General features: G+C 38.0%; 16 protein-coding genes. 5 read left to right on the plus strand and 11 right to left on the minus strand.

The window, feature by feature from the left end:
• Window positions 1–6: 6 nt before the first annotated feature.
• From BTO11_RS02360 to BTO11_RS02375, 4 genes are all read right to left on the minus strand, one after another.
• Complete coding sequence (locus BTO11_RS02360) at window positions 7–1,683, minus strand: hypothetical protein (protein ID WP_146105451.1); 1,677 nt, start codon at window positions 1,681–1,683, stop codon at window positions 7–9.
• Window positions 1,684–1,930: 247 nt separating this feature from the next.
• A complete protein-coding gene (gene ppx, locus BTO11_RS02365) occupies window positions 1,931–3,493 on the minus strand; it encodes an exopolyphosphatase (RefSeq protein ID WP_229793363.1) in 1,563 nt (520 codons plus the stop codon).
• A gap of 156 nt (window positions 3,494–3,649) precedes the next feature.
• Window positions 3,650–5,362: a bifunctional ornithine lipid synthase OlsF gene (gene olsF, locus BTO11_RS02370; RefSeq protein WP_105051077.1), complete on the minus strand. Its 1,713-nt coding sequence runs from the start codon at window positions 5,360–5,362 to the stop codon at window positions 3,650–3,652.
• A 192-nt stretch (window positions 5,363–5,554) separates the two neighbouring features.
• Complete coding sequence (locus tag BTO11_RS02375; RefSeq protein WP_105051078.1) at window positions 5,555–6,421, minus strand: LysR family transcriptional regulator; 867 nt, start codon at window positions 6,419–6,421, stop codon at window positions 5,555–5,557.
• A gap of 129 nt (window positions 6,422–6,550) precedes the next feature.
• Between BTO11_RS02375 and BTO11_RS02380 the strand changes: the two genes are divergently transcribed.
• Both BTO11_RS02380 and fghA read left to right on the plus strand, forming a co-directional pair.
• Window positions 6,551–7,681, plus strand: coding sequence for an S-(hydroxymethyl)glutathione dehydrogenase/class III alcohol dehydrogenase (locus BTO11_RS02380; protein WP_105051079.1), 1,131 nt, complete (start codon window positions 6,551–6,553; stop codon window positions 7,679–7,681).
• An 88-nt stretch (window positions 7,682–7,769) separates the two neighbouring features.
• Window positions 7,770–8,609: an S-formylglutathione hydrolase gene (gene fghA, locus BTO11_RS02385; RefSeq protein ID WP_105051080.1), complete on the plus strand. Its 840-nt coding sequence runs from the start codon at window positions 7,770–7,772 to the stop codon at window positions 8,607–8,609.
• Between the two features lie 86 nt (window positions 8,610–8,695).
• Here fghA and ppk1 read toward each other — a convergent pair whose 3' ends face one another.
• The 6 genes from ppk1 to rho form a co-directional block, all read right to left on the minus strand.
• Window positions 8,696–10,804, minus strand: a complete 2,109-nt coding sequence (ppk1, locus tag BTO11_RS02390) for a polyphosphate kinase 1 (protein WP_105051081.1) — start codon at window positions 10,802–10,804, stop codon at window positions 8,696–8,698.
• Window positions 10,805–10,976: 172 nt separating this feature from the next.
• Window positions 10,977–11,459 (minus strand): GNAT family N-acetyltransferase, encoded by a 483-nt coding sequence (locus tag BTO11_RS02395; RefSeq protein ID WP_105051082.1) that lies wholly within the window; start codon window positions 11,457–11,459, stop codon window positions 10,977–10,979.
• Between the two features lie 76 nt (window positions 11,460–11,535).
• Window positions 11,536–12,234 carry an NAD(P)H-flavin reductase gene (gene fre, locus BTO11_RS02400; protein ID WP_105051083.1) on the minus strand — a complete coding sequence of 233 codons (699 nt, stop codon included), beginning with the start codon at window positions 12,232–12,234 and terminating at the stop codon, window positions 11,536–11,538.
• Between the two features lie 53 nt (window positions 12,235–12,287).
• Window positions 12,288–12,569, minus strand: coding sequence for a 2Fe-2S iron-sulfur cluster-binding protein (locus tag BTO11_RS02405; RefSeq protein ID WP_105051084.1), 282 nt, complete (start codon window positions 12,567–12,569; stop codon window positions 12,288–12,290).
• Window positions 12,570–12,571: 2 nt separating this feature from the next.
• Window positions 12,572–14,074, minus strand: coding sequence for a 4-hydroxy-3-polyprenylbenzoate decarboxylase (ubiD, locus tag BTO11_RS02410; protein WP_105051085.1), 1,503 nt, complete (start codon window positions 14,072–14,074; stop codon window positions 12,572–12,574).
• Window positions 14,075–14,180: 106 nt separating this feature from the next.
• Window positions 14,181–15,446: a transcription termination factor Rho gene (gene rho / locus BTO11_RS02415; RefSeq protein WP_105051086.1), complete on the minus strand. Its 1,266-nt coding sequence runs from the start codon at window positions 15,444–15,446 to the stop codon at window positions 14,181–14,183.
• Window positions 15,447–15,752: 306 nt separating this feature from the next.
• Here rho and proB point away from each other — a divergent pair, with 306 nt between their 5' ends.
• From proB to BTO11_RS02430, 3 genes are all read left to right on the plus strand, one after another.
• Window positions 15,753–16,895 (plus strand): glutamate 5-kinase, encoded by a 1,143-nt coding sequence (gene proB / locus BTO11_RS02420; protein WP_105051087.1) that lies wholly within the window; start codon window positions 15,753–15,755, stop codon window positions 16,893–16,895.
• A 14-nt stretch (window positions 16,896–16,909) separates the two neighbouring features.
• Window positions 16,910–18,160 carry a glutamate-5-semialdehyde dehydrogenase gene (locus BTO11_RS02425; RefSeq protein WP_105051088.1) on the plus strand — a complete coding sequence of 417 codons (1,251 nt, stop codon included), beginning with the start codon at window positions 16,910–16,912 and terminating at the stop codon, window positions 18,158–18,160.
• 257 nt (window positions 18,161–18,417) lie between these two features.
• Window positions 18,418–19,314 carry a hypothetical protein gene (locus BTO11_RS02430; RefSeq protein ID WP_181135821.1) on the plus strand — a complete coding sequence of 299 codons (897 nt, stop codon included), beginning with the start codon at window positions 18,418–18,420 and terminating at the stop codon, window positions 19,312–19,314.
• Between the two features lie 123 nt (window positions 19,315–19,437).
• Here the strand turns inward: BTO11_RS02430 and BTO11_RS02435 are convergent, their stop codons facing one another.
• On the minus strand, window positions 19,438–20,463 hold the full coding sequence (locus BTO11_RS02435; RefSeq protein WP_105051090.1) for a TonB-dependent receptor: 1,026 nt from the start codon (window positions 20,461–20,463) through the stop codon (window positions 19,438–19,440).
• Window positions 20,464–20,628 lie beyond the last annotated feature (165 nt).

A 20,628-nucleotide genomic window follows, 5' to 3' on the forward strand; every position in this document is an offset into this window, starting at 1 on the left:
CACCTTTTAAGAATTTGTTACTGTAACGTTAAAACACGCTGTACCGCTAATAGTCGTATCATCACTATCAACATTGGAATAATCATATACTTCTAATATGTATTCATCTTCCTGTAGATTTACAGTGCTAGTTTCTTCGCCTTTATCTTCCCCGCCGCCAAAGCCTGCAGTTGAACCATTCACACTCTGGGCAACCTCACCATTTAAATACAGAACAAAATCTGGATCAGAGGCGGTTTCTAATATATAGCTGCCAGTAGCTAGAAAGTCAGCCGTAATAGTATAAGTCCCAGCGACTGATATATCTAAGCGTAAAAATTGACGAGTACCTAGGCCATTAAACTCTTGTGCTTCAATATGACTACACACTTCTACAGGAATAGAGTCAGCTGAAATGGATTTATAAACATCTAAGTTACTGTCTACTCCTGCATTGTGTCTTTCACCAGTTCCAAATTTATCGGTTATAATATCAATACCATAATTAGCATTTAATGTTTGTCCTGCAATCAAAGTGTCAATTGCAGTTTCGGCTGTGGGATTTAGAGTTTTAACTTCATCAATAAGAGAAAAAATACTGGTCATGCTTGCTTGGTTTACGTAGTCAGAACTTGTCATTGCTTGGTAAATACCTGCAAAGCCGAGTGCTACCGTATCATTATCATCTTCACCCGCATCATAAATATCGTATAAAATTGATTGAACAGAATTTTCACTATACCAACCAGGGTTACTATTGAGATAGATAGTATTATCATCCACATCTAACTCAAAACCTAAACCTTGTTGATCACCGCTGGTGTCACGGTAAATTGGGTCGTCGGTTACCATGCCAGAAAATGCATTACCAAAACCTTCGCCTAAAGCAACCCGCATATCAAGTATGTCACCATAGCCGTGTTCACCACCAACACTATCTGAGCGAGATAAATTATCTTCAAAATAGTGACCTAATTCATGGATAATAACGTGGTCATCAAATTCATCCGTGTCTAAGTCCTCTTTACCCAAAATATACAATTGGTCTCCTGAGTAGAAACTCGTACCTATCTCACCATCGGTAGGCTCTCCGGATGCAGTGCTATTATCTTTGCTCCAGAAAATATCCACATCATCCATATTGACGTTAGAGTCTACAGCGACAACTTTCATTACTACATCATAAGCGGTATCTAAAATAGCAAATGGAGCTGAGGCTCTTGTATCTGAATATGAGCTGCCATCCCAACCAGTTGTTGCAGTCAAATTACGTATCGAGTCAGCTGAAGTATCAGAGTCAGTTAATGATCCCTGTAAAACATATAAGCCACCGTCATTTGTATTATCCCTTATCTCAATATCCCATTTAGCAGTTGCTACACTTAAAGTCTGGGCTTTAACGCTTATTTGCACAGCAGAGTCTTGCTCTACCGTAACTGAGTAGAAACCGTCATCGGAAGTTGTACTTGTTGCCACCACGTCGCCAGATTCATCCAACGCCTCAATAACAACGCCACGAACCGGAAGTACTTTTATATTATCGTAATCTAAACCATAAGTTGAGGTTGAAAAAGGGACACGTTCATACTGAATGGTTCCTGTGATATTAATAGTTTCAGTAACATTAGTGCCTCCATCGTTGTTGGAACACGCAGCTAAAAAAAACGACGTGATAAATATGATTAGATATCTTTTGTTTGACAATGTTTTGCCCATAAATAATTACTCATAAATGATTATTAAATTAGATAATATTAGCGGCGATTGATCTTCCACATCAGACATAGTTCATATTTAAATGAAACAAAATCAATAGAGATAAACTGGACTAAATAGAACCGAGGTTGGAATTTACAACGTTTTCTACAAAAATAGTATTAATTCATGACCGAAGTAGTAAACCTTAAATGATATACAACACTTGCGGGACAAATAATTACCTATAATTGAATCACAAAAAATTAAGCTCAATCCCGATTCGGGCGAGTTTTTCTTGCTCTGCGGCTAAGTTAATTTCGATGATTGGGCGCACAGATAACCAGTTCTCTGGAAACTGTAGCGATATTTCATTATCCGACACGCTTGTTGTAAATTCAGGTAGGAAGTCTTGTTGGCGCTTAATATTTAACAACACGCTTAAGCGCAATAAAATAATGCAATGTAAGACATCTTTAGCGCTAAACTGGCTAAATATTGGAACCTCTTCTAAGCGGATTCTTTTACGATGAAAGCGCGTGAGCATTGCCAAAAACTGTTGTTCTTCCGCATTAAAGCCCGGCAAGTCGGAGTTACTTAATATGTAATGGGAATGTTTATGTACTCCTGTTGAACTGACATGCAAACCAATCTCGTGTAATAACGCAGACCAACCTAATAATTGCTTTAAACCACTGCTTTTTAACTGCCAATCTTTTTTAACGTGTTTGAATAATTTAAATGCAGTATTAAGTACCAAGTTAGCTTGAATGGTGTCGATATCGTATCGGCTTGCTAAACTTTGTACCGAGCGCTCTTGCACGTTGGTATGTGTAAGCGAGTCTTCCATCTCATAAATAACCCCCTCACGTAATGCCGCTTGAGCAAATGACATTTTATCAATTTCAAATTGTTTAAAAATGGCAATAAGAATAGCTAACCCCGCAGGAATTAATTGTCTTCTGTCCTCGTTAACATCACCTAATTCTAATAGTTCCATATCTTCAGTGGCTATTAGCTTTTCCATTAATGTTTCCAGCTGAATTAATGACAAAGTTCCATCATTAGAGCCTTTATTGGCATTTGAGTCCTTGTTACCAATTGCGTTTTTATTAACAATCGCCACTATACTTTCAATGGTACCAGAGGTCCCAATGCACTGTTGCCAGCCTTGTTTGATATATTTGTTTTCAATAAGAGCTAACTGCTGTTGAGCATACACAATGGCTTTATTAACCATTTTACGTTTAACCTTGCCTTGATTAAAAAACATCTGTTGAAAGCTGACGCAGCCAATGTCGATACTGCGTAATAAGATAGGTTCAAACTGCTGCCCTAGGGAAAATTCGGTTGAACCACCACCAATATCAACAACTAACGTTTTACCTTCTAAGGTTTCCGTATGCGCCACACCATTGTAAATAAGTCGTGCTTCTTCTTGTCCGGAAATAATCTCTATTGGGTAAGGTAATATTTTTTTTGCAGCTTTAATAAAAGCTAAGGCATTCTTGGCTTTTCTAAGAGTATACGTTGCCACAATACGCACAGTTTCGGGTTCAAACCCGTCTAGGCTATGCTGAATGATCTCTAACGCTTCCAGACCACGGTTAATTGCGTCTTGCGACAGGTGATGATCTTTGGATAAACCATCGGCCAAATGCACTTTAATTTTAGTTTTATGTAAAATTTGCACCGTATTAGAGATAACTCTAGCCACCACTAAATGAAAGCTATTGGAGCCGATATCCAGCACTGCTATTTTGGTTGAGTTTGCACTTTCAATGCTATCTAACGTTTTGGTGATCAAGTTGGCTTGCAAGTTTGTATTAACCTCTAACGGTGCCTGAGTATGATTTAAGTCTAGCGTTGATTTTAAGGGTTACTTAATATTTATTGCGCTAACTTTATCACCGTCTAGCCTAAGCTGCCGCAAATTATTTTTAGTCTTGGAAAAAAGCTTCCGCCCTTTGCGCGTTTAAGCTCTTTGTTCCAAATAACGTTGCCTTTTTGCATCTTTAAATTTACTAATTTCAGTGATCATAAATCCGTCAATGCAATCGCAAAAATCTGGATCAACATTGAATGCGGTGAATACAGTACCGCCTGGCTCACATAATTCTGAATACTGTTTATACAGAGTAGGCACAAGTGCATTATATTTCTTAAGTTCAGCTTTTAGCTGTTTGAACTCATTTTCATAATCGTCACCAGTAAAGTGAATACCGTCAGTTTCTGCCATTTCAAAAGGGCGACTTGCGGTAACCGACTGTGATTTATCGCCAAAATAAGTTTGGTAAAACCGCACTAAACAGGCTTTAGCGTCTTGGCTTAAATCATTACTCATAGTGACAGAGCCAACTAGATATTTGATTTCGGGATGCTGTCTAAGGTAAGCACCAATGCCTTGCCATAAATAATCTAAACCGCGTTTACCCCAATATTCTGGCTGAATAAAGCTGCGGCCAAGTTCTAGTCCATAGCGTTGAACATCGTAATTTAACTCAGTTAAGTCAAACAGTGTCTCGCTGTACAGTTTGTTTAGTCCAGTATTTTGTCTCATACGAGCAATAGGCACCATACGATAAGCGCCAACTAATTCGTATTGTTCGTTGTCCCACACCACTATATGGTCGTAGTAATTGTCGAACTTATCTAAGTCTCTTTTGTGCCCGCTACCTTCGCCAACCTTTCTAAAAGTAAACTCTCGTAAACGGCCAATCTCGCGCATAATTGCTGAGTCACTGTTGTGTTGATAACAGTAAATTCGTTTGCCATCGTTGGTTTGTCCTAGCAACTCACATTCTTTTAATTCTTTGGTCAGTATTTTTTTGTTTTCAGGATGAGCAACACTTTCCACCAGCGGTTTAAATTCAGTTTGATATTTTTTCTTGGCTAACGAATACACTTGTTTTTTAAATAATTGCCTAAGATTTTTTCTATCAATTTTCAGTTCGTTATAAGTTTTGTATTCAATGGCTGGGCCAATTCGAATACGAATATCTTGATTACGTTGTTTGAACATTTCATCAATTAACCACAGGGTCGAAAGCGGTTTAGCCAATAAAGATAGCGCATAAAAAAATAGTGAATTTTTACCGTCAATATGGATAGGAACAATCGGCGCTTTCGCTTGTTTAGCGAAGTTTAAGAAACCATTTTTCCATTTACCGTCTTTAACGCCTTTTACGCCTAAACGAGATACTTCTCCTGCTGGGAATATTAATAAGGCACCGCCAGATGCAATATGTTGCTCAATGGCTTTCATATTAGATTTGGCAGTGTTACCCGCCATATTATTCACAGGCAATAATAACGGACGCAAAGGTTTAATTGACCAAAGCAGCTCATTGGCTACTATTTTTACGTCTGTACGAATGTCGGTACATAGCTTTAATAAGGCAAGACCATCTAAGCTGCCAATTGGATGATTGGCGATGGCAACCACTGAACCTGTATATGGCAGGTTGGTTTTTTCTCTGTCGTTAATCAGGTAGTCAAACTCAAAGTAATCTAGTACTTTTTCAACAAAGTCGATCCCTTGTAAATCTGGGTAGTTTTTTGCAAAGTCTTTCATTTCTGATTCGTGAAACAAATACTTAAGTAAACGTACCGCAGACGATTTAATAAGAGGATTGCTTGAATCTATTTTAGGTAGCTGCTTTGCAACTATGCTTTCAACTGAAATCACAGATCACCATCAAGGCATATAAAAGTGATGTGAGCGTATTCGACTAAGGTGACAGGCATGTTACAAAATAATGTCTAAATCATGACAGGATAAAAAGCAGATTAGGTAGCTGACACTAATAAGACGAGAATAGACTAAAACACTCATCTCAATAAATCAGCTTTCTTCAGAGTTAATTCAATGCCATCCCAATTAAACCAAGTGCTCAGCCAGATAATCCACTAACAATCTTATTTTTGGCGATAAATGGCGGTTTTGTGGGTAGACCGCCCAAATACCTTCATCATTGGCGCGGTAATTATCTAATAAGCTCACCAATTTGCCACTTCTTATATGTTGTTCAACATAATAGTCCGGCAATTGCACTATGCCTAACCCCTTTAATGCCGCGTCGGTAAGTCCATAACCACTGTTATAGCGTAGCTTTCCAGTAACTCTAACGTTTTTCTCTTTACCAGCTTCTTTGAAATGCCAATAGTCTAATGTGCCCAACAAACAACTATGTTTATTAAGCTCGGCAATTGAGTGTGCCGTACCGTAGGTATTTAAGTAAGCAGGAGACGCGCAAACGTAATTGGTTCGCTCCGCTAGTTTTTTTGCCATCATTGAGGAGTCACTTAACTTACCTAACCGAATAGCCAAGTCGTAACCTTCTTCGACTAAGTCTATTTTAAGATTACTTAAGTAAGCGGTTACTTCCACATCGGCATATTGCTTCATAAAGTTATTAAGTAGAGGAAGTATTTGTTTTTCGCCATAGGTAACGGGAGCGGTAAGTTTTATTTTGCCCTGAGGTTTTGACTGTAAATTAGTAACAGCACGTTCAGCGGCAACTAAGCCGTCGAGTACGCTGCGGCAGTGATGATAAAACACACGTCCTTCATCGGTTAACGACACTTTACGCGTGGTGCGGTAAAACAATTTTATATTTAGACGCTTTTCTAAAGCACTTACCTGTCGGCTAACTTGAGCGGTGGAAATCTGCATTTTTTTTGCTGCTAATGTAAAGCTCTCGTTTTCCGCAACATTAACAAATTCACTAATTCCTTCCCACTGCATATTATTACTCCTACCGCACACTATTACCTATGTGTAAAAGTGATTTGCAAAATCTATGTATTATCATCATACAAGAAACAAATATAATGAGATATATAAAATACCGAACCATTAATAGTGAGAATATTTATGTCAGATCAATTTATTAAGTCAAAAGCAGCAATTGCTTGGGGACCTAACCAACCATTATCTATTGAAGAAGTGGATGTTATGTTGCCACGTAAAGGTGAAGTACTCGTTAAAGTTATTGCATCTGGCGTTTGTCATACCGACGCGTTCACTTTGTCGGGTGAAGATCCTGAAGGAATATTTCCTGTTATTTTAGGTCACGAAGGTGGCGGTATTGTTGAGCAAGTTGGCGAAGGCGTTACTAGCGTTAAAGTGGGCGATCATGTTATTCCACTTTACACACCAGAGTGTGGCGAATGTAAATTTTGTAAGTCAGGTAAAACTAACTTATGCCAGAAAATTCGTGAAACTCAAGGTAAAGGCTTAATGCCTGATGGCACAACTCGTTTTTATAAAGACGGTCAACCTATCTTCCATTACATGGGCTGCTCTACGTTTTCTGAATACACAGTAATGCCTGATATTTCCTTGGCTAAAGTTAATAAAGAAGCGGCACTTGAAGAAGTATGTTTACTTGGTTGTGGTGTCACAACAGGTATTGGTGCGGTTATGAACACAGCTAAAGTCGAAGAAGGCGCAACCGTTGCTATCTTTGGTCTTGGCGGTATTGGTTTATCGGCTGTGATTGGCGCAACAATGGCCAAAGCAAGTCGCATTATTGCCATTGATATTAACGAAAGTAAATTCGACCTAGCTAAAAAACTGGGTGCGACTGACTTTATTAATCCAAAAGATCATGACAAACCAATTCAAGATGTGATTGTTGAATTAACCGATGGCGGCGTTGATTATTCTTTCGAGTGTATTGGTAACGTTGATCTAATGCGTTCAGCTTTAGAGTGTTGTCATAAAGGTTGGGGTGAGTCGGTTATTATTGGTGTTGCTGGTGCAGGACAAGAAATATCAACCCGTCCATTCCAATTAGTAACTGGCCGTGTATGGCGTGGTTCTGCATTTGGTGGCGTTAAAGGACGTACTGAATTGCCTGAATATGTAGAACGTTACATGGCTGGTGAATTTAAATTAAGCGACTTTATTACCCACACTATGGGACTTGAAGATATTAATGAAGCATTTGAGCTTATGCATGAAGGCAAAAGTATTCGTTCAGTTATTCACTTTGCTAAATAGGCCTTTGCTAATAACGTTTGTCTACATTAATTAATATCCAGTTCCCTTTTTAACAATCGTTGATAAGGGAACGTTTCGAGGTTTTACCATGACAATTGAAAATATAAGCGCAAACAAAAGCTTTGGTGGTTGGCATAAACAATACAGCCACCAATCTAAAACGTTAAATTGTAATATGCAATTTGCTATCTATTTACCACCACAAGTATCGAACGGCGAAAAAGTCCCAGTCTTATATTGGCTTTCAGGCTTAACCTGCACCGACGAAAACTTTATGCAAAAAGCCGGCGCTCAACGCATTGCGTCTATGTTAGGAGTGGCTATCGTCGCACCTGATACTAGTCCGCGTGGTGAAGACGTAACCAACGATGAAGCTTATGATTTAGGCCAAGGCGCAGGGTTTTATGTTAATGCAACTCAAGCACCCTGGAATCGTCATTATCAAATGTACGATTATGTAGTGAATGAGTTACCTGAGCTTGTTGAGTCGTTATTTCCGGTAACCAGTAAACGTTCAATTTCAGGACATTCTATGGGTGGACATGGTGCATTAACTATCGGCATGTTAAATCCAGAACGTTATTGCTCAATCTCTGCATTTAGCCCTATCTGTAATCCAATTAATTCACCTTGGGGTGAGAAGGCTTTTACCACCTATTTAGGTAAAGACAAAACAACTTGGCAGAACCACGACGCCAGCGAGCTAATGCGACGTGCTACAAACTTTGTCCCTACTAAAGTAGATCAAGGCGGTGCGGATAATTTTCTAGTTGAACAATTAAAGCCAGAAGCATTAGAAGCGGCGGCAAAAGTAAATGATTACCCGTTAGAGCTAACCCTGCATGAAGGTTATGATCATAGCTACTATTTTATCTCTTCATTTATTGAACAGCATATACGCTTTCATGCGGTACATTTAACTAAGTAACTAAGTAACTAACTAAGCACTCGTGTCATCTAATACCTTTAAATGGGTATTAGATGACAAATTATTACTCAGTTACCTACTAAAAATCACAACGCCTGTTTTTCTAACCCTTTTAAGTACTGGTATATCTCAAGTTGCGAGCGTAACTTTTTCTTGTTACCTCTTTTTACATAGCTATTGTTTTGTAATTTATCGATGATGCGCGCTTTCATTGTGTCTTTAAATTGTAATTCTAAAATATGAATAATACGCTGGGCTAATACGGGATTAAGTATTGGAACACCAATTTCTATCCTGTCTTGCATATTACGGCGCATCCAATCTGCCGATGAAATATAAACACTAGGCTCACCACCGTTATTAAATACCATCACTCGACTGTGCTCCAAAAAGCGGTCGACTATGCTGATGATTTTAATATTTTCACTTAGGTTTTTAATGTTTGGCATTAACGAGCACATACCACGAACTATGCCTCGAATTTTAACCCCAGCCTGGCTAGCTTGATAAAGTTTGTCGATAATATCTCTATCTATTAGATTGTTCACTTTAAAGGTAACTTCGCCATGATGACCTTGTTCTACCAGAGCAATCTCGTTATCTATCAGACCTAAAATTCGCTCTTTAGAATTTACTGGGGATACCATCAAGTGTTTAAAATTGTATTGGCGGTAAGGTAATTGAATTAGCTCAAACACTTTTATCGCTTCTTGGGTAATAACCGGGTCCGCAGTATATAAACTTAAGTCAGTATAGATTTTGGCGGTGCTCTCGTTAAAGTTGCCAGTGCCTATATGTGCGTAATGCACAACCTTGGATTGTTCTTCACGACTGATCACGCACAACTTAGTATGAATTTTAAATGATGGGTTACCAAAAATAACTTTCACGCCCGCGTTGGTCATGGTTTTAGCCCAGGCTATATTCGCTTGCTCATCAAATCTTGCTCTTAACTCCATAACCACAGTGACCATTTTACCGTTATCAACAGCATCGATAAGTGAGCTCACGATGCGCGAGTTTTTCGCAATACGGTACATGGTAATTCGAATGTGTTTTACCTCAGGGTCGAAGGCAGCCTGGCGGACAAATTCAGTAAAATGTAAAAACCTATGATACGGATAATGCAGTAAGACATCAGTATGAGCGATAGCGTCAAACACAGTATTAAAATCGGTAAATTGCTTTGAACTAATAGCTGGTATTTCTTTGTTTTCTAGACTGCGCCTGCCTATATTTGGGAAGCTAATAAAGTCTTTAAAGTTCCTTATATGACCACCGGCCACAAGATTGTCGTATGAGGAATGTTTTAACTTCTTCTTCATGCTTTTGATCATATCTTCCGGCATAGCCCCGTCATATATGACACGTACAGGTTCGGCAATTAATCTTTGCTTCATACTGTCTGACATTTTTTCCAAATAACTGTCGTCAATTCCTTCATCAATAGAATATTCAGAGTCGCGAGTCACTTTAAATGAATAGGAGTCAATTGAATCGAACTCAACAAAACCTTTAAATATATTTTCTAAAAATAGCTGTAAAACATCGTCCAACAATAGTATTTGTTTAACCTTATTTTCTGACGGTAACACGATAAAACGCGGCATTTTATCAGATGGTAATTCTATTGTGGCATATTGAGTTGGCTTTTCATTACGGTATAAACCAACATAAAAATAGGTAGCAGAGTCATTAAGTCGACTCATTAGATTTACTTTTTTATCGATTAATATTGGTGCTATATGTCGTAGAACTTTATTGTCGAAAAAATCTTTAAGCCAGGCTAATTGATGTTCGCTCAACTCTGACTTTATCGTTAAATGGATTTTATTTTTACGCAGAACATTGAAAACACGTTTATGAATTGTGTCGAACTTAACCGCCATTTGGGCTATTTTTTCATTGATGTCGGCCATGACTTGAGAGTACTGCTCGGCCTTTTCTAGCTGACCACTATTTTTATAAATGAGAACTTTGCGGCGAACACTGGCGACTCTTACTCGATAAAATTCATCCATGTTACTGGAATAAATACCTAAGAAACGTATGCGTTCAATAATAGGATTTTTCGCATCATCGGCTTCTTGTAATACTCTTTCGTTAAAAGATAACCAACTCAATTCTTTTGAGAAGTACCTTAATTCGTTTTCTGGATAAGTGTGTAATACTGAAGCGTTTACTGGTAATGTCATGCGTTTTCAAATTATAAAGAATACCTAATCTCAGTATATTTAACTTATATTTCAAAATTGTGAAAAGCACACATTAAGACAAAGCCAATAAAAAGGACAGCAATGACCGTCCTTTAAGATTAGCTTTTTTTAATGATCATATTCAATTACGTATTAAATAATCATTTTGCTACTAAATCGCTTTTTCCCAAAATATGGCTTTGCCCATTTCTGGATCTAATTCGTAACCTGAAAAACCAAATTTAGTATATGCATGTTGAGCAACTTTATTACCCTCCAAAACTTCTAGGGTGATTTTACAAGCGCCGCGTTCTTTAGCGACCGACTCGACTTTCTCCATCATTTTAGTGCTAATACCTAAACCTCTAAATTCACCCTCAACGGTTACGTCGTGCATATTAATAATAGGTTTGCATTTAAAAGTAGAGAAGCATTGAAAGCAATTGATCAACCCGGCAGGTTTACCACCGACATAACATAAAACAGTAAAAGCATTTGGCGTTTGATTTAACGCTGCAACTAAATTCTGTTGAGTATGCTCAGACAAAGCTTCTGCTCCGCCCATAGGATCTAAAGCATAACCATTTAGCAGTGTGACTAAATCTTGTGCATGTTGTGGATTGGTGTAATTGGCGAGTAATATTTCAACAGACATAAAAAAGGCTCTTTAATAAATTATAGAGCCAGTCTATTTCAATAATTGATTGGCGTCAGCCTGATTTCACATTTAATTAAATAAAGGCAAACGCATCAGCATAAAGATGCTCTTTAATGGCACCATGCTTAATAAAATCGTCTCTAGCAATACCGGCCATTTTAAAAGGGCCTGCTAAATAAATATCGTACTCCGCTAAACTAGCAATATCGTCCATGACCGCTTTATGCACAAAACCTGTTTTACCTTGCCAGTCGGCTGATGGGTTTTCAACAACTGGAATAAATTGCAAATTAGGATAGCTTGCTGCCCATGTTTCCATTTCCGTTTTCGCGTATAAAGCCGTTTCGTCTTTTACACCCCAATATAAAATAACCGGGTTTACCGACTCAATATGGACTAAATGATCTGCAATTGATTTGGTATAAGAGAAACCTGTGCCGCCAGCCATTAATATAATTGGACGAGTAGACTCGTGCTGTAAAAACGCATCACCTAAACCAACTTCAAGTATCACTTCACGATTTACCGACATATGATCAAGCGCACCACGAGGGTAAGCATCGTCTGGTCCTGCGCCTATATGCAATTCAATTAACTCAGCATTGGGTGCTGAAGCAATTGAGAAAATACGTTTATCTTCGTCTGACAATACAATTTGTAAGTACTGACCAGCTTTAAATGGTGCAGGAATTAAGGGCTTAAGCTTAACAATGTTAACAAAGTCGGTAGCCGCTTCAATTGATACAACTTCGGCTAAAATAGTTTGAGGCATTTCATTTTCTCTTTCTTTATCTTAAATAAGTAAATCAATAATTAAATTTTGATTTATTTAATGAACGGATGATGTAACGTCATATCCGTTACTGGATAGCCAATACAAGCGTAAGTAAACTTTTGTCCATTGTCGGCTTCAGTTAATAATGATGCTTCATCTCTGTCACCATAACTCACTTCGCCAGCAATTGTTTTACACACACAAGATGTGCATACACCTTGACGACAACGATATGGGAAACCTATGTTATTGCGTTCGGCAGCTTCAAGAATAGTCTCACCGTCATTGACTTCGAACTCTATTCCACTTGGTTTTATCGTTATCTTAGTCATCGTTATCCTTTGCTTATATTACTAGCAGGTGACTCTGGTAGAGGAATGCCTAATTCATCCCAAATGTCATCGACTCGGGTTTTGATTTCCTCTGTCATGACAATAGGTTCACCCCATTCTCTATCTGTCTCACCTTGCCATTTATTTGTGGCATCCATTCCCATTTTAGAACCCAATCCAGAAACTGGAGAGGCAAAATCTAAATAGTCGATTGGCGTATTTTCGATTAAAACTGTATCACGAGAAGGGTCCATACGAGTAGTAATTGCCCACATAACATCTTCCCAATTACGAGCATCAATGTCGTCATCACACACAATAACAAATTTAGTATACATAAACTGGCGTAAGAATGACCACACTCCCATCATCACGCGTTTAGCATGGCCTGGATATTGTTTTTTAATGGTTACTACGGCCATACGGTATGAACAACCTTCTGGCGGTAAGTAAAAATCAACAATTTCTGGGTATTGTTTTTGGATTAACGGCACAAACACTTCATTTAATGCCACGCCCAAAATCGCTGGTTCATCTGGTGGACGGCCAGTGTAAGTGCTGTGATAAATAGGGTCTTTTCTGTGAGTAATATGAGTAACAGTGAATACTGGAAACTCTTCTACTTCATTGTAATAACCGGTGTGGTCGCCATAAGGCCCTTCTGGTGCACTTTCATTTGGATCTAAATAACCTTCAAGTACAAACTCAGCAGAGGCTGGAACTTGTAAGTCATTTGAAATACATTTCACTACTTCCGTTTTATCACCACGTAATAATCCAGCAAAACCGTATTCTGATAATGTATCTGGCACTGGTGTTACTGCACCTAAAATAGTGGCGGGGTCAGCACCAAGTGCCACAGCAACTGGGTATTTTTCACCGGGGTTAGATTTTTTAAATTCAGCAAAATCTAACGCACCACCACGATGAGATAACCAACGCATAATCAATTTATTTTTGGCTAATAATTGCTGGCGATAAATACCTAAATTTTGGCGAGGTTTATTTGGTCCTTTAGTGACGGTTAACCCCCAAGTAACTAAAGGCGCAACATCACCCGGCCAACAATGCATAATTGGTAACTTTGTTAAATCAACGTCATCACCTTCAATGATGGTCTTCTGACAAGGTGCTTTTTTAACTTCTTTAGGCGATAAGTTTAATACTTGTTTAAATATCGGCAACTTAGAAAAAGCATCTTTAAGTCCAGCAGGCGGCTCGGGCTCTTTTAAAAAAGCTAAGGTTTCACCTACTCCGCGCAATGCAGACACATCATCTTGTCCCATTCCCATAGCAACCCGTTTTGGCGTACCAAATAAGTTTGCTAATACTGGAATATCAAAGCCTTTTGGATTTTCAAATAACAAGGCTGGCCCTTTGCCTCGCAAAGTACGGTCGGCAATTTCAGTCATTTCAAGGTGGGTGTCCACTTCTTTACTGATCCGAACTAACTCACCTTGTTGTTCAAGCTGGTCGATGAAATCTCTTAAGTCTTTATATTTCATTTAAACACTTCTTTAATCGCTGGGTTTATTAATGTAATTGATATAACCCATATATTAAAAAACCCCAAGCTAAGTTGGGGTTTCTGATTTTAACCTAACTAAGCGTTTAGCTTTTTTGGCGTTTCATTGCTTCAAAAAACTCTTCGTTGGTTTTAGTCATTCCTAATTTATCAATTAAGAATTCCATTGCTTCAACTTCTTGCATTGGATGAATGATTTTACGAAGGATCCACATTTTCTGTAGTTCGTCTTTCGATGTCATTAACTCTTCGCGACGAGTACCAGAACGATTGAAATCAATAGCTGGGAATACACGGCGTTCTGCAATCTTACGATTTAAGTGCAGTTCCATGTTACCTGTACCTTTAAATTCTTCGTAGATTACTTCGTCCATCTTAGAACCAGTATCAACTAACGCAGTTGCGATAATAGTTAAACTACCACCTTCTTCTACGTTACGAGCGGCACCAAAGAAACGTTTTGGTTTATGTAGTGCGTTAGCATCAACACCACCAGTAAGTACCTTACCTGATGATGGTATAACTGTATTATACGCACGCGCTAAACGAGTTATTGAGTCAAGTAAGATAACAACATCTTTTTTGTGCTCAACTAAACGCTTGGCTTTCTCGATAACCATTTCCGCAACTTGTACGTGACGGCTAGCTGGTTCGTCAAACGTTGAAGCTATTACTTCACCTTTAACTAAGCGTTGCATTTCTGTTACTTCTTCTGGACGTTCGTCGATTAGAAGTACCATTAATATCGCTTCAGGGTGATTCGCTGCAATTGACGTTGCAATGTTTTGCATTAGCATTGTTTTACCCGCTTTTGGCGGAGCAACAATAAGACCACGTTGGCCACGGCCAATTGGAGATGCTAAATCTAAAACACGAGCCGTAATATCTTCCGTTGAACCATTACCACGTTCCATCGTAAAACGAGAGGTTGCATGTAATGGAGTTAAATTTTCAAATAAGATTTTGTTACGGGAGATTTCTGGCTTGTCGTGATTAACTTGTTCTATTTTCAATAACGCGAAGTAACGTTCTGAATCTTTTGGCGGACGAATAACACCGTCTATTGAATCACCAGTACGTAAATTGAATCTACGTATTTGACTTGGTGAAACATAAATGTCATCTGGACCAGCTAAATACGAAGAATCAGCTGATCGCAAAAAGCCAAAGCCATCTTGCAGTATTTCTAAAACACCGTCGCCGTGGATGGATTCACCACCTTTAGCGTGTCTTTTTAGAATGGAGAAAATTATGTCTTGCTTGCGCAGACGGGCCATATTTTCTAAACCCATAGTCTCAGCTAAATTGACCAATTCGCTAATAGGCTTACTTTTTAGTTCTCTTAAATACATAGAAGTGTCTTTGTTTTGATGTGGAATTCTGGGGTTATTAATCGGGTATTGTGCAGGAGTGCACCAAACATGAGACATAAGTTAGCAGCATTTTTAACCAGGGTAAAGGCAAGAAGTCGACAAAACGCAATTAAATTAGTTTTTTTGCTAAATTAGCGAGTATTTAACCAAATCTAGGATAATAAATTGCCAGTTCCTAAGATAAATATCTAACTCATATCATTTGCGTATCGATCTAATTCATAGAATCAGTTAGAGTAAATTTAACGTATTTACTCAAATTATTCACTGTAGAACACTCAAGCAATGAAGACTCAGGATTGGACAAGCTGGCAACGAGCTGTAATAAAAGTGGGCAGTGCATTAATTGCACCTAATGGCACACAAGTCAGTGACGAATATATTTTACCTATAACTCGGTTTATTCTTCATGCGCGTGAGTTAGGTAAAGAAGTGATTTTAGTTTCGTCAGGTTCTGTTGCGGCAGGTCGTGCTGACATAAGCTGTCATAGTCAAGGTGTCACTATTGCTGAAAAACAGGCGATGGCTGCGGTAGGCCAAGCCAAGATGATGGCAAACTGGCAGCGTTGCTTTGATGCTAGTTCTTTTGATGTTAGCTGTGCGCAATTACTTATTACTCACGCAGACCTGAGAGATCGTAGGCGTTATGTTAATATAAAAAATACAGTGCGTGAATTACTTATAAATAACGTCATCCCTATCATTAATGAAAATGACACTGTGGCAACTGAAGAGTTAAAAGTTGGGGATAATGATAACTTAGCCGCTTTGGTTGCACTGGTTTCTGATGCCGACATCTTGTTCATTTGTAGCGATATTGACGGATTGTATGATGCGGATCCAAAAACCAATCCAGATGCTAAATTGCTACCGTCAGTCGATGGGATAACTAAAGACATATATGCTTTAGCCGGTGACACCCAGAATAAAATAGCCACTGGCGGTATGATCACTAAGTTACAAGCCGCTGAAAAAACCACAAATAACGGTATTAATACTTTTATAGTCAATGGTAAAAATGAGAATACATTCTCTGAGTTGTCCGACAATCAACATGTCGGCACTTGGTTTAGAGCGGTAAAAAGTAAAGATTCAGCAAAAAAACAATGGCTAAAATACACTCTGCACGCTAGAGGTAAATTAGTTATAGATGAAGGAGCACAAACAGCATTGCTGGGCAATGGCGCCTCGCTGTTAGCAAAAGGAATCGTATCCGCACAAGGTGATTTTGTGCGCGGTGATGCGATAGATATAGAGTACGAAAATGAAATAATTGCCCGAGGGTTAAGCCAATACTCTAAAACAGAGTTGGACTTAATTGCAGGTAAAGACAGTGTAGAATTTGTGTCCATATTAGGTTTTAGGCACGGTTCTAAACATATAGAGGAGATCATTCATCGAGATGATCTGGTTTTATTTAATAGTTAGATAAGGAATAAAGAATGACTTTTTCTATTCAGAACATGGCTTCGCAAACAAAAGAAGCTGCAAATGTAGTGGCAACACTTACTACCGAGACCAAAAATCGGGTTTTAATGACCATATCGGCTAACTTGCAAGCTCATAGCGCAAAAATCTTAGCGGCCAATAAATTAGATATGGAAGCTGCAAAAAAGAATGACCTTGCAGAATCTATGATAGATAGATTGTTATTAACAGAAGAGCGCATAATCGCTATTGCTAAGTCGGTTGAATATATTGCCACTTTACCAGACCCAGTTGGTTTAGTAACTAAGACGTCTCTTTTACCAAACGGCTTAAACATGTCTAAGCAACGTATACCTCTTGGTGTTATTGCGATGATTTATGAATCACGTCCAAATGTAACCGTTGATGCTGCTTCATTATGCTTTAAAGCAGGTAATGCCGTTATATTACGTGGTGGTAAAGAAGCACTACAAAGTAACTTAGCATTGGCTGACTCTATTCATCAGGCTCTTGCTCAATTCGATATTCCACTTAATGCAATTTCTTTGGTTCCGGACCCAGATCGTGAAATCATGAACGAGCTACTTACATTAAGTGACGACGTTGATTTATTAATACCTCGTGGTGGTGAAAACTTAATTAGATATGTTACTGAAAACAGTCGCATCCCTGTTATCCAGCACTATAAAGGTGTATGTCATTTATATGTGGATAAATTTGGCGACCTAGAGAAAGCATTAAAGATTTTAGTTAATGGTAAAGTCCAACGTCCTGGTGTTTGTAACTCATTAGAAACGTTATTAGTGCATAAAGATGTGGCGAAACAGTTTTTACCTATAGTGGCGGCTACTTTTGCTGAACATAAAGTTCGCGTACATGCATGTGAAAAATCATTACCGTATTTTGAAAATGCAGACCTGGCAACTGACTTGGATTACGATGCTGAATACTTAGCGTTAGAAATTGCGATTAAAATCGTAGACTCTTATGATGAAGCGGTAACGCACATCCAACGTTTTAGTTCTGGTCATACCGAAGTGATCATCACTCAAGATATCTCGTTAGCTAATAAGTTTATTAGACAAATCAATTCTGCAGTCGTTATGGTTAATGCATCATCACGCTTTAGTGATGGCGGCGAACTTGGTCTTGGCGCTGAAATTGGTATATCAACCAGTAAACTTCACGCCTACGGTCCAATGGGATTAGAGTCATTAACTACTGAAAAATTCGTGGTTATCGGTGACGGTCATATTAGAGGTTAATTCCTCTAATATAAAAAAAGCGGCTATTAGCCGCTTTTTTTATGCTCAAAATCCCCCCAAACCTCTGTACCTAAAATTAGTATAGGACTTCCCCTATTCTATAATTTTAATTTGATTGTAAAATACACACTGAATTTGAAAAACAGATATTTATGAGTGTGTAATACATGAATTTAAGAACTCAACTAACAGCGCTATGTGCTATAGCATTAACTGCCTCAGTTAATGCTAACAGTATTGCTGTAACTGGAGTTCCTATGTCTAACGACGAATCAGCTTTTGATGTTTTTACTGATACAAAGTCAGCTACCTCAAGTGGTAATAAAAAAAATACAGTACTCTCTTCCAATTTAATCGCTGATGAAGAAGTAGATTTTAGTCGGATTTCTATCTCTACTTCATTAATGTTAGTCAGAAACAATGAAGTTGCAGCTAGCAGATTCATCAGCGAGTCCAATTCATTTTCAGATACCGATACAATTACCTTATTAGAATCAGTTGGTTTCGGCTCCCCAGTTGCTAGCGTTGACTCAATATATGATCAGCACGCTACCGAGCAGGAATTTGCTAATAGTCACCTGGTCTCCAAATCTGTTGAAATGAATGAACTTTCCGTTGGTGTTGCTTATGTTGCTCATTTAACTGAAAAGTTAAGTTATAACGTTTATCTAGGCTACGTTTCTGGTGAAATCACGGTTAATGAAGCTCTTTCCGCTGAGTTAGATTATAAAGATAATTATTCTGCACTATCATTTGCCCTAAAAAATCATATTGAAAATAATATCCCAACTCAAGAAGGGGTATTAAGCAGCGGAACCCCATATTCATATCAAAATTATCAATTAAAATGCGGATATACCTATATTGCATTCCCAACGTTAAACCTGAATGCACACGGTTCATCAAACACAATTGAGTTCGAAACTCTTGTGGTAAAACTTGAGGCTGAGTTTGCATTAACCGACAACTTTCATTTGCTTGCTGGTTTAGCTTCGGAAGGTACTACTGTGGGTAATATAGATGCGAACATTGATGGTTATGTTTATAACATTGCAGCCTCATACTCTATTTGGCAAGATGTTGGCGTTGAGTTTAATCATAAAATATATGATGGCCAAAGCAAAACATCAGTTGGTGTTAACTACACGTTTTAATTCCTCAATTTTGTAATGACTCCCCTGTAAAAATCATATATTCATCAATTTTTTGTGTTGCCAGCAGTTTATATTGGGCAATAAAAAGGCTGCAAATGCAGCCTTAAATGATAAAAGTATCCACTAAAATCTGTAGTTAACACCAACTGATGTTTTGCTTTGGCCATCATATATTTTATGGCCAAGTTCAATACCTATACCATTCCATATGCTATAGGATGCACCAAGGTTGTAAACAAGGTCTTGTGAATCGTCAGCATTATCAATTGACGTTGTTTCAGATGATAAACCAGCGATTAGACTAAAGTTATCAGTTACTGAGAAATCAGCCTCTATTTTCATGACTAAAGTTGAGAAATCAATAGTAGTAGATGCATCGTGAGCATTTGGGTTGAGTGTCGGGAATGTTACATATGAGTACCCCAAACTATATTTGTAATCTTGATATATGTACTGCTCTCCAGAGCTATTTGTACCTTCATCTGTAGGAGAGTTAGTATTTATGTTATTTTCTAATGCTTCAGGAATAGGTTCATAGTTATTATTTACATCGGCCAATTGAAGCGACAATCCCTCATTGATAACAAGCTCACCAGAAATATAACCTAGATAAATATTATAATTTAATGAATCGTTGATCTGTAATACATAAGCAGCACCTATTTCAAATTCGTTCATTTCTATTGACGTACTTGAGAAGTAACCATTTATGAATACACTGTCTATAAAGCCATCAGTGTCATAAGTATAACCATAACCATTGTAACCTAGATCTAAACCATAATTACTCAATAACTCTTCGCCATCACTTTCCGACATTTGCTCGTAAAGGGACTCTAATGAAGTGTTACCGAATGAGTCTGACTCAGTTTTAAAGTAATTAACTGATAATCTAAAGTTTTCACTCGGTTTAAAAGACGCTGAAAAGTAAGTTCCAGTAAATTCTAAGTCCTCACCATTAAGGAAGCCTGATGAATCAAGTTGATTGATCTGGTGACCTGCTGAGAATGTTAATTCTTTATCAGATAAAACGTCAAAAAACGATTTTTTTTCTGGAATTGGAGTTTCTGATGGGTTTAATGTTTCAGCAATAGTTGAAGCAGATAAAGTTAAAGCAAATAATGCAGTGATTGACTTTTTTAATGTCATCTTATGTCCCTATAGTTTAAGTAATTGAAATTATTATACATATTACATGAATGTTATCGAGTTATATATGGAAAGCTTCTACACTGATTTATAATATAATTTCACCAGTCGCTAGAAATTATTCTGATATTTAATATCCCTTAATTAATTCTTTATAACAGGATT

The organism is Psychrosphaera saromensis (assembly GCF_002954545.1).
Classification (GTDB): domain Bacteria; phylum Pseudomonadota; class Gammaproteobacteria; order Enterobacterales; family Alteromonadaceae; genus Psychrosphaera; species Psychrosphaera saromensis.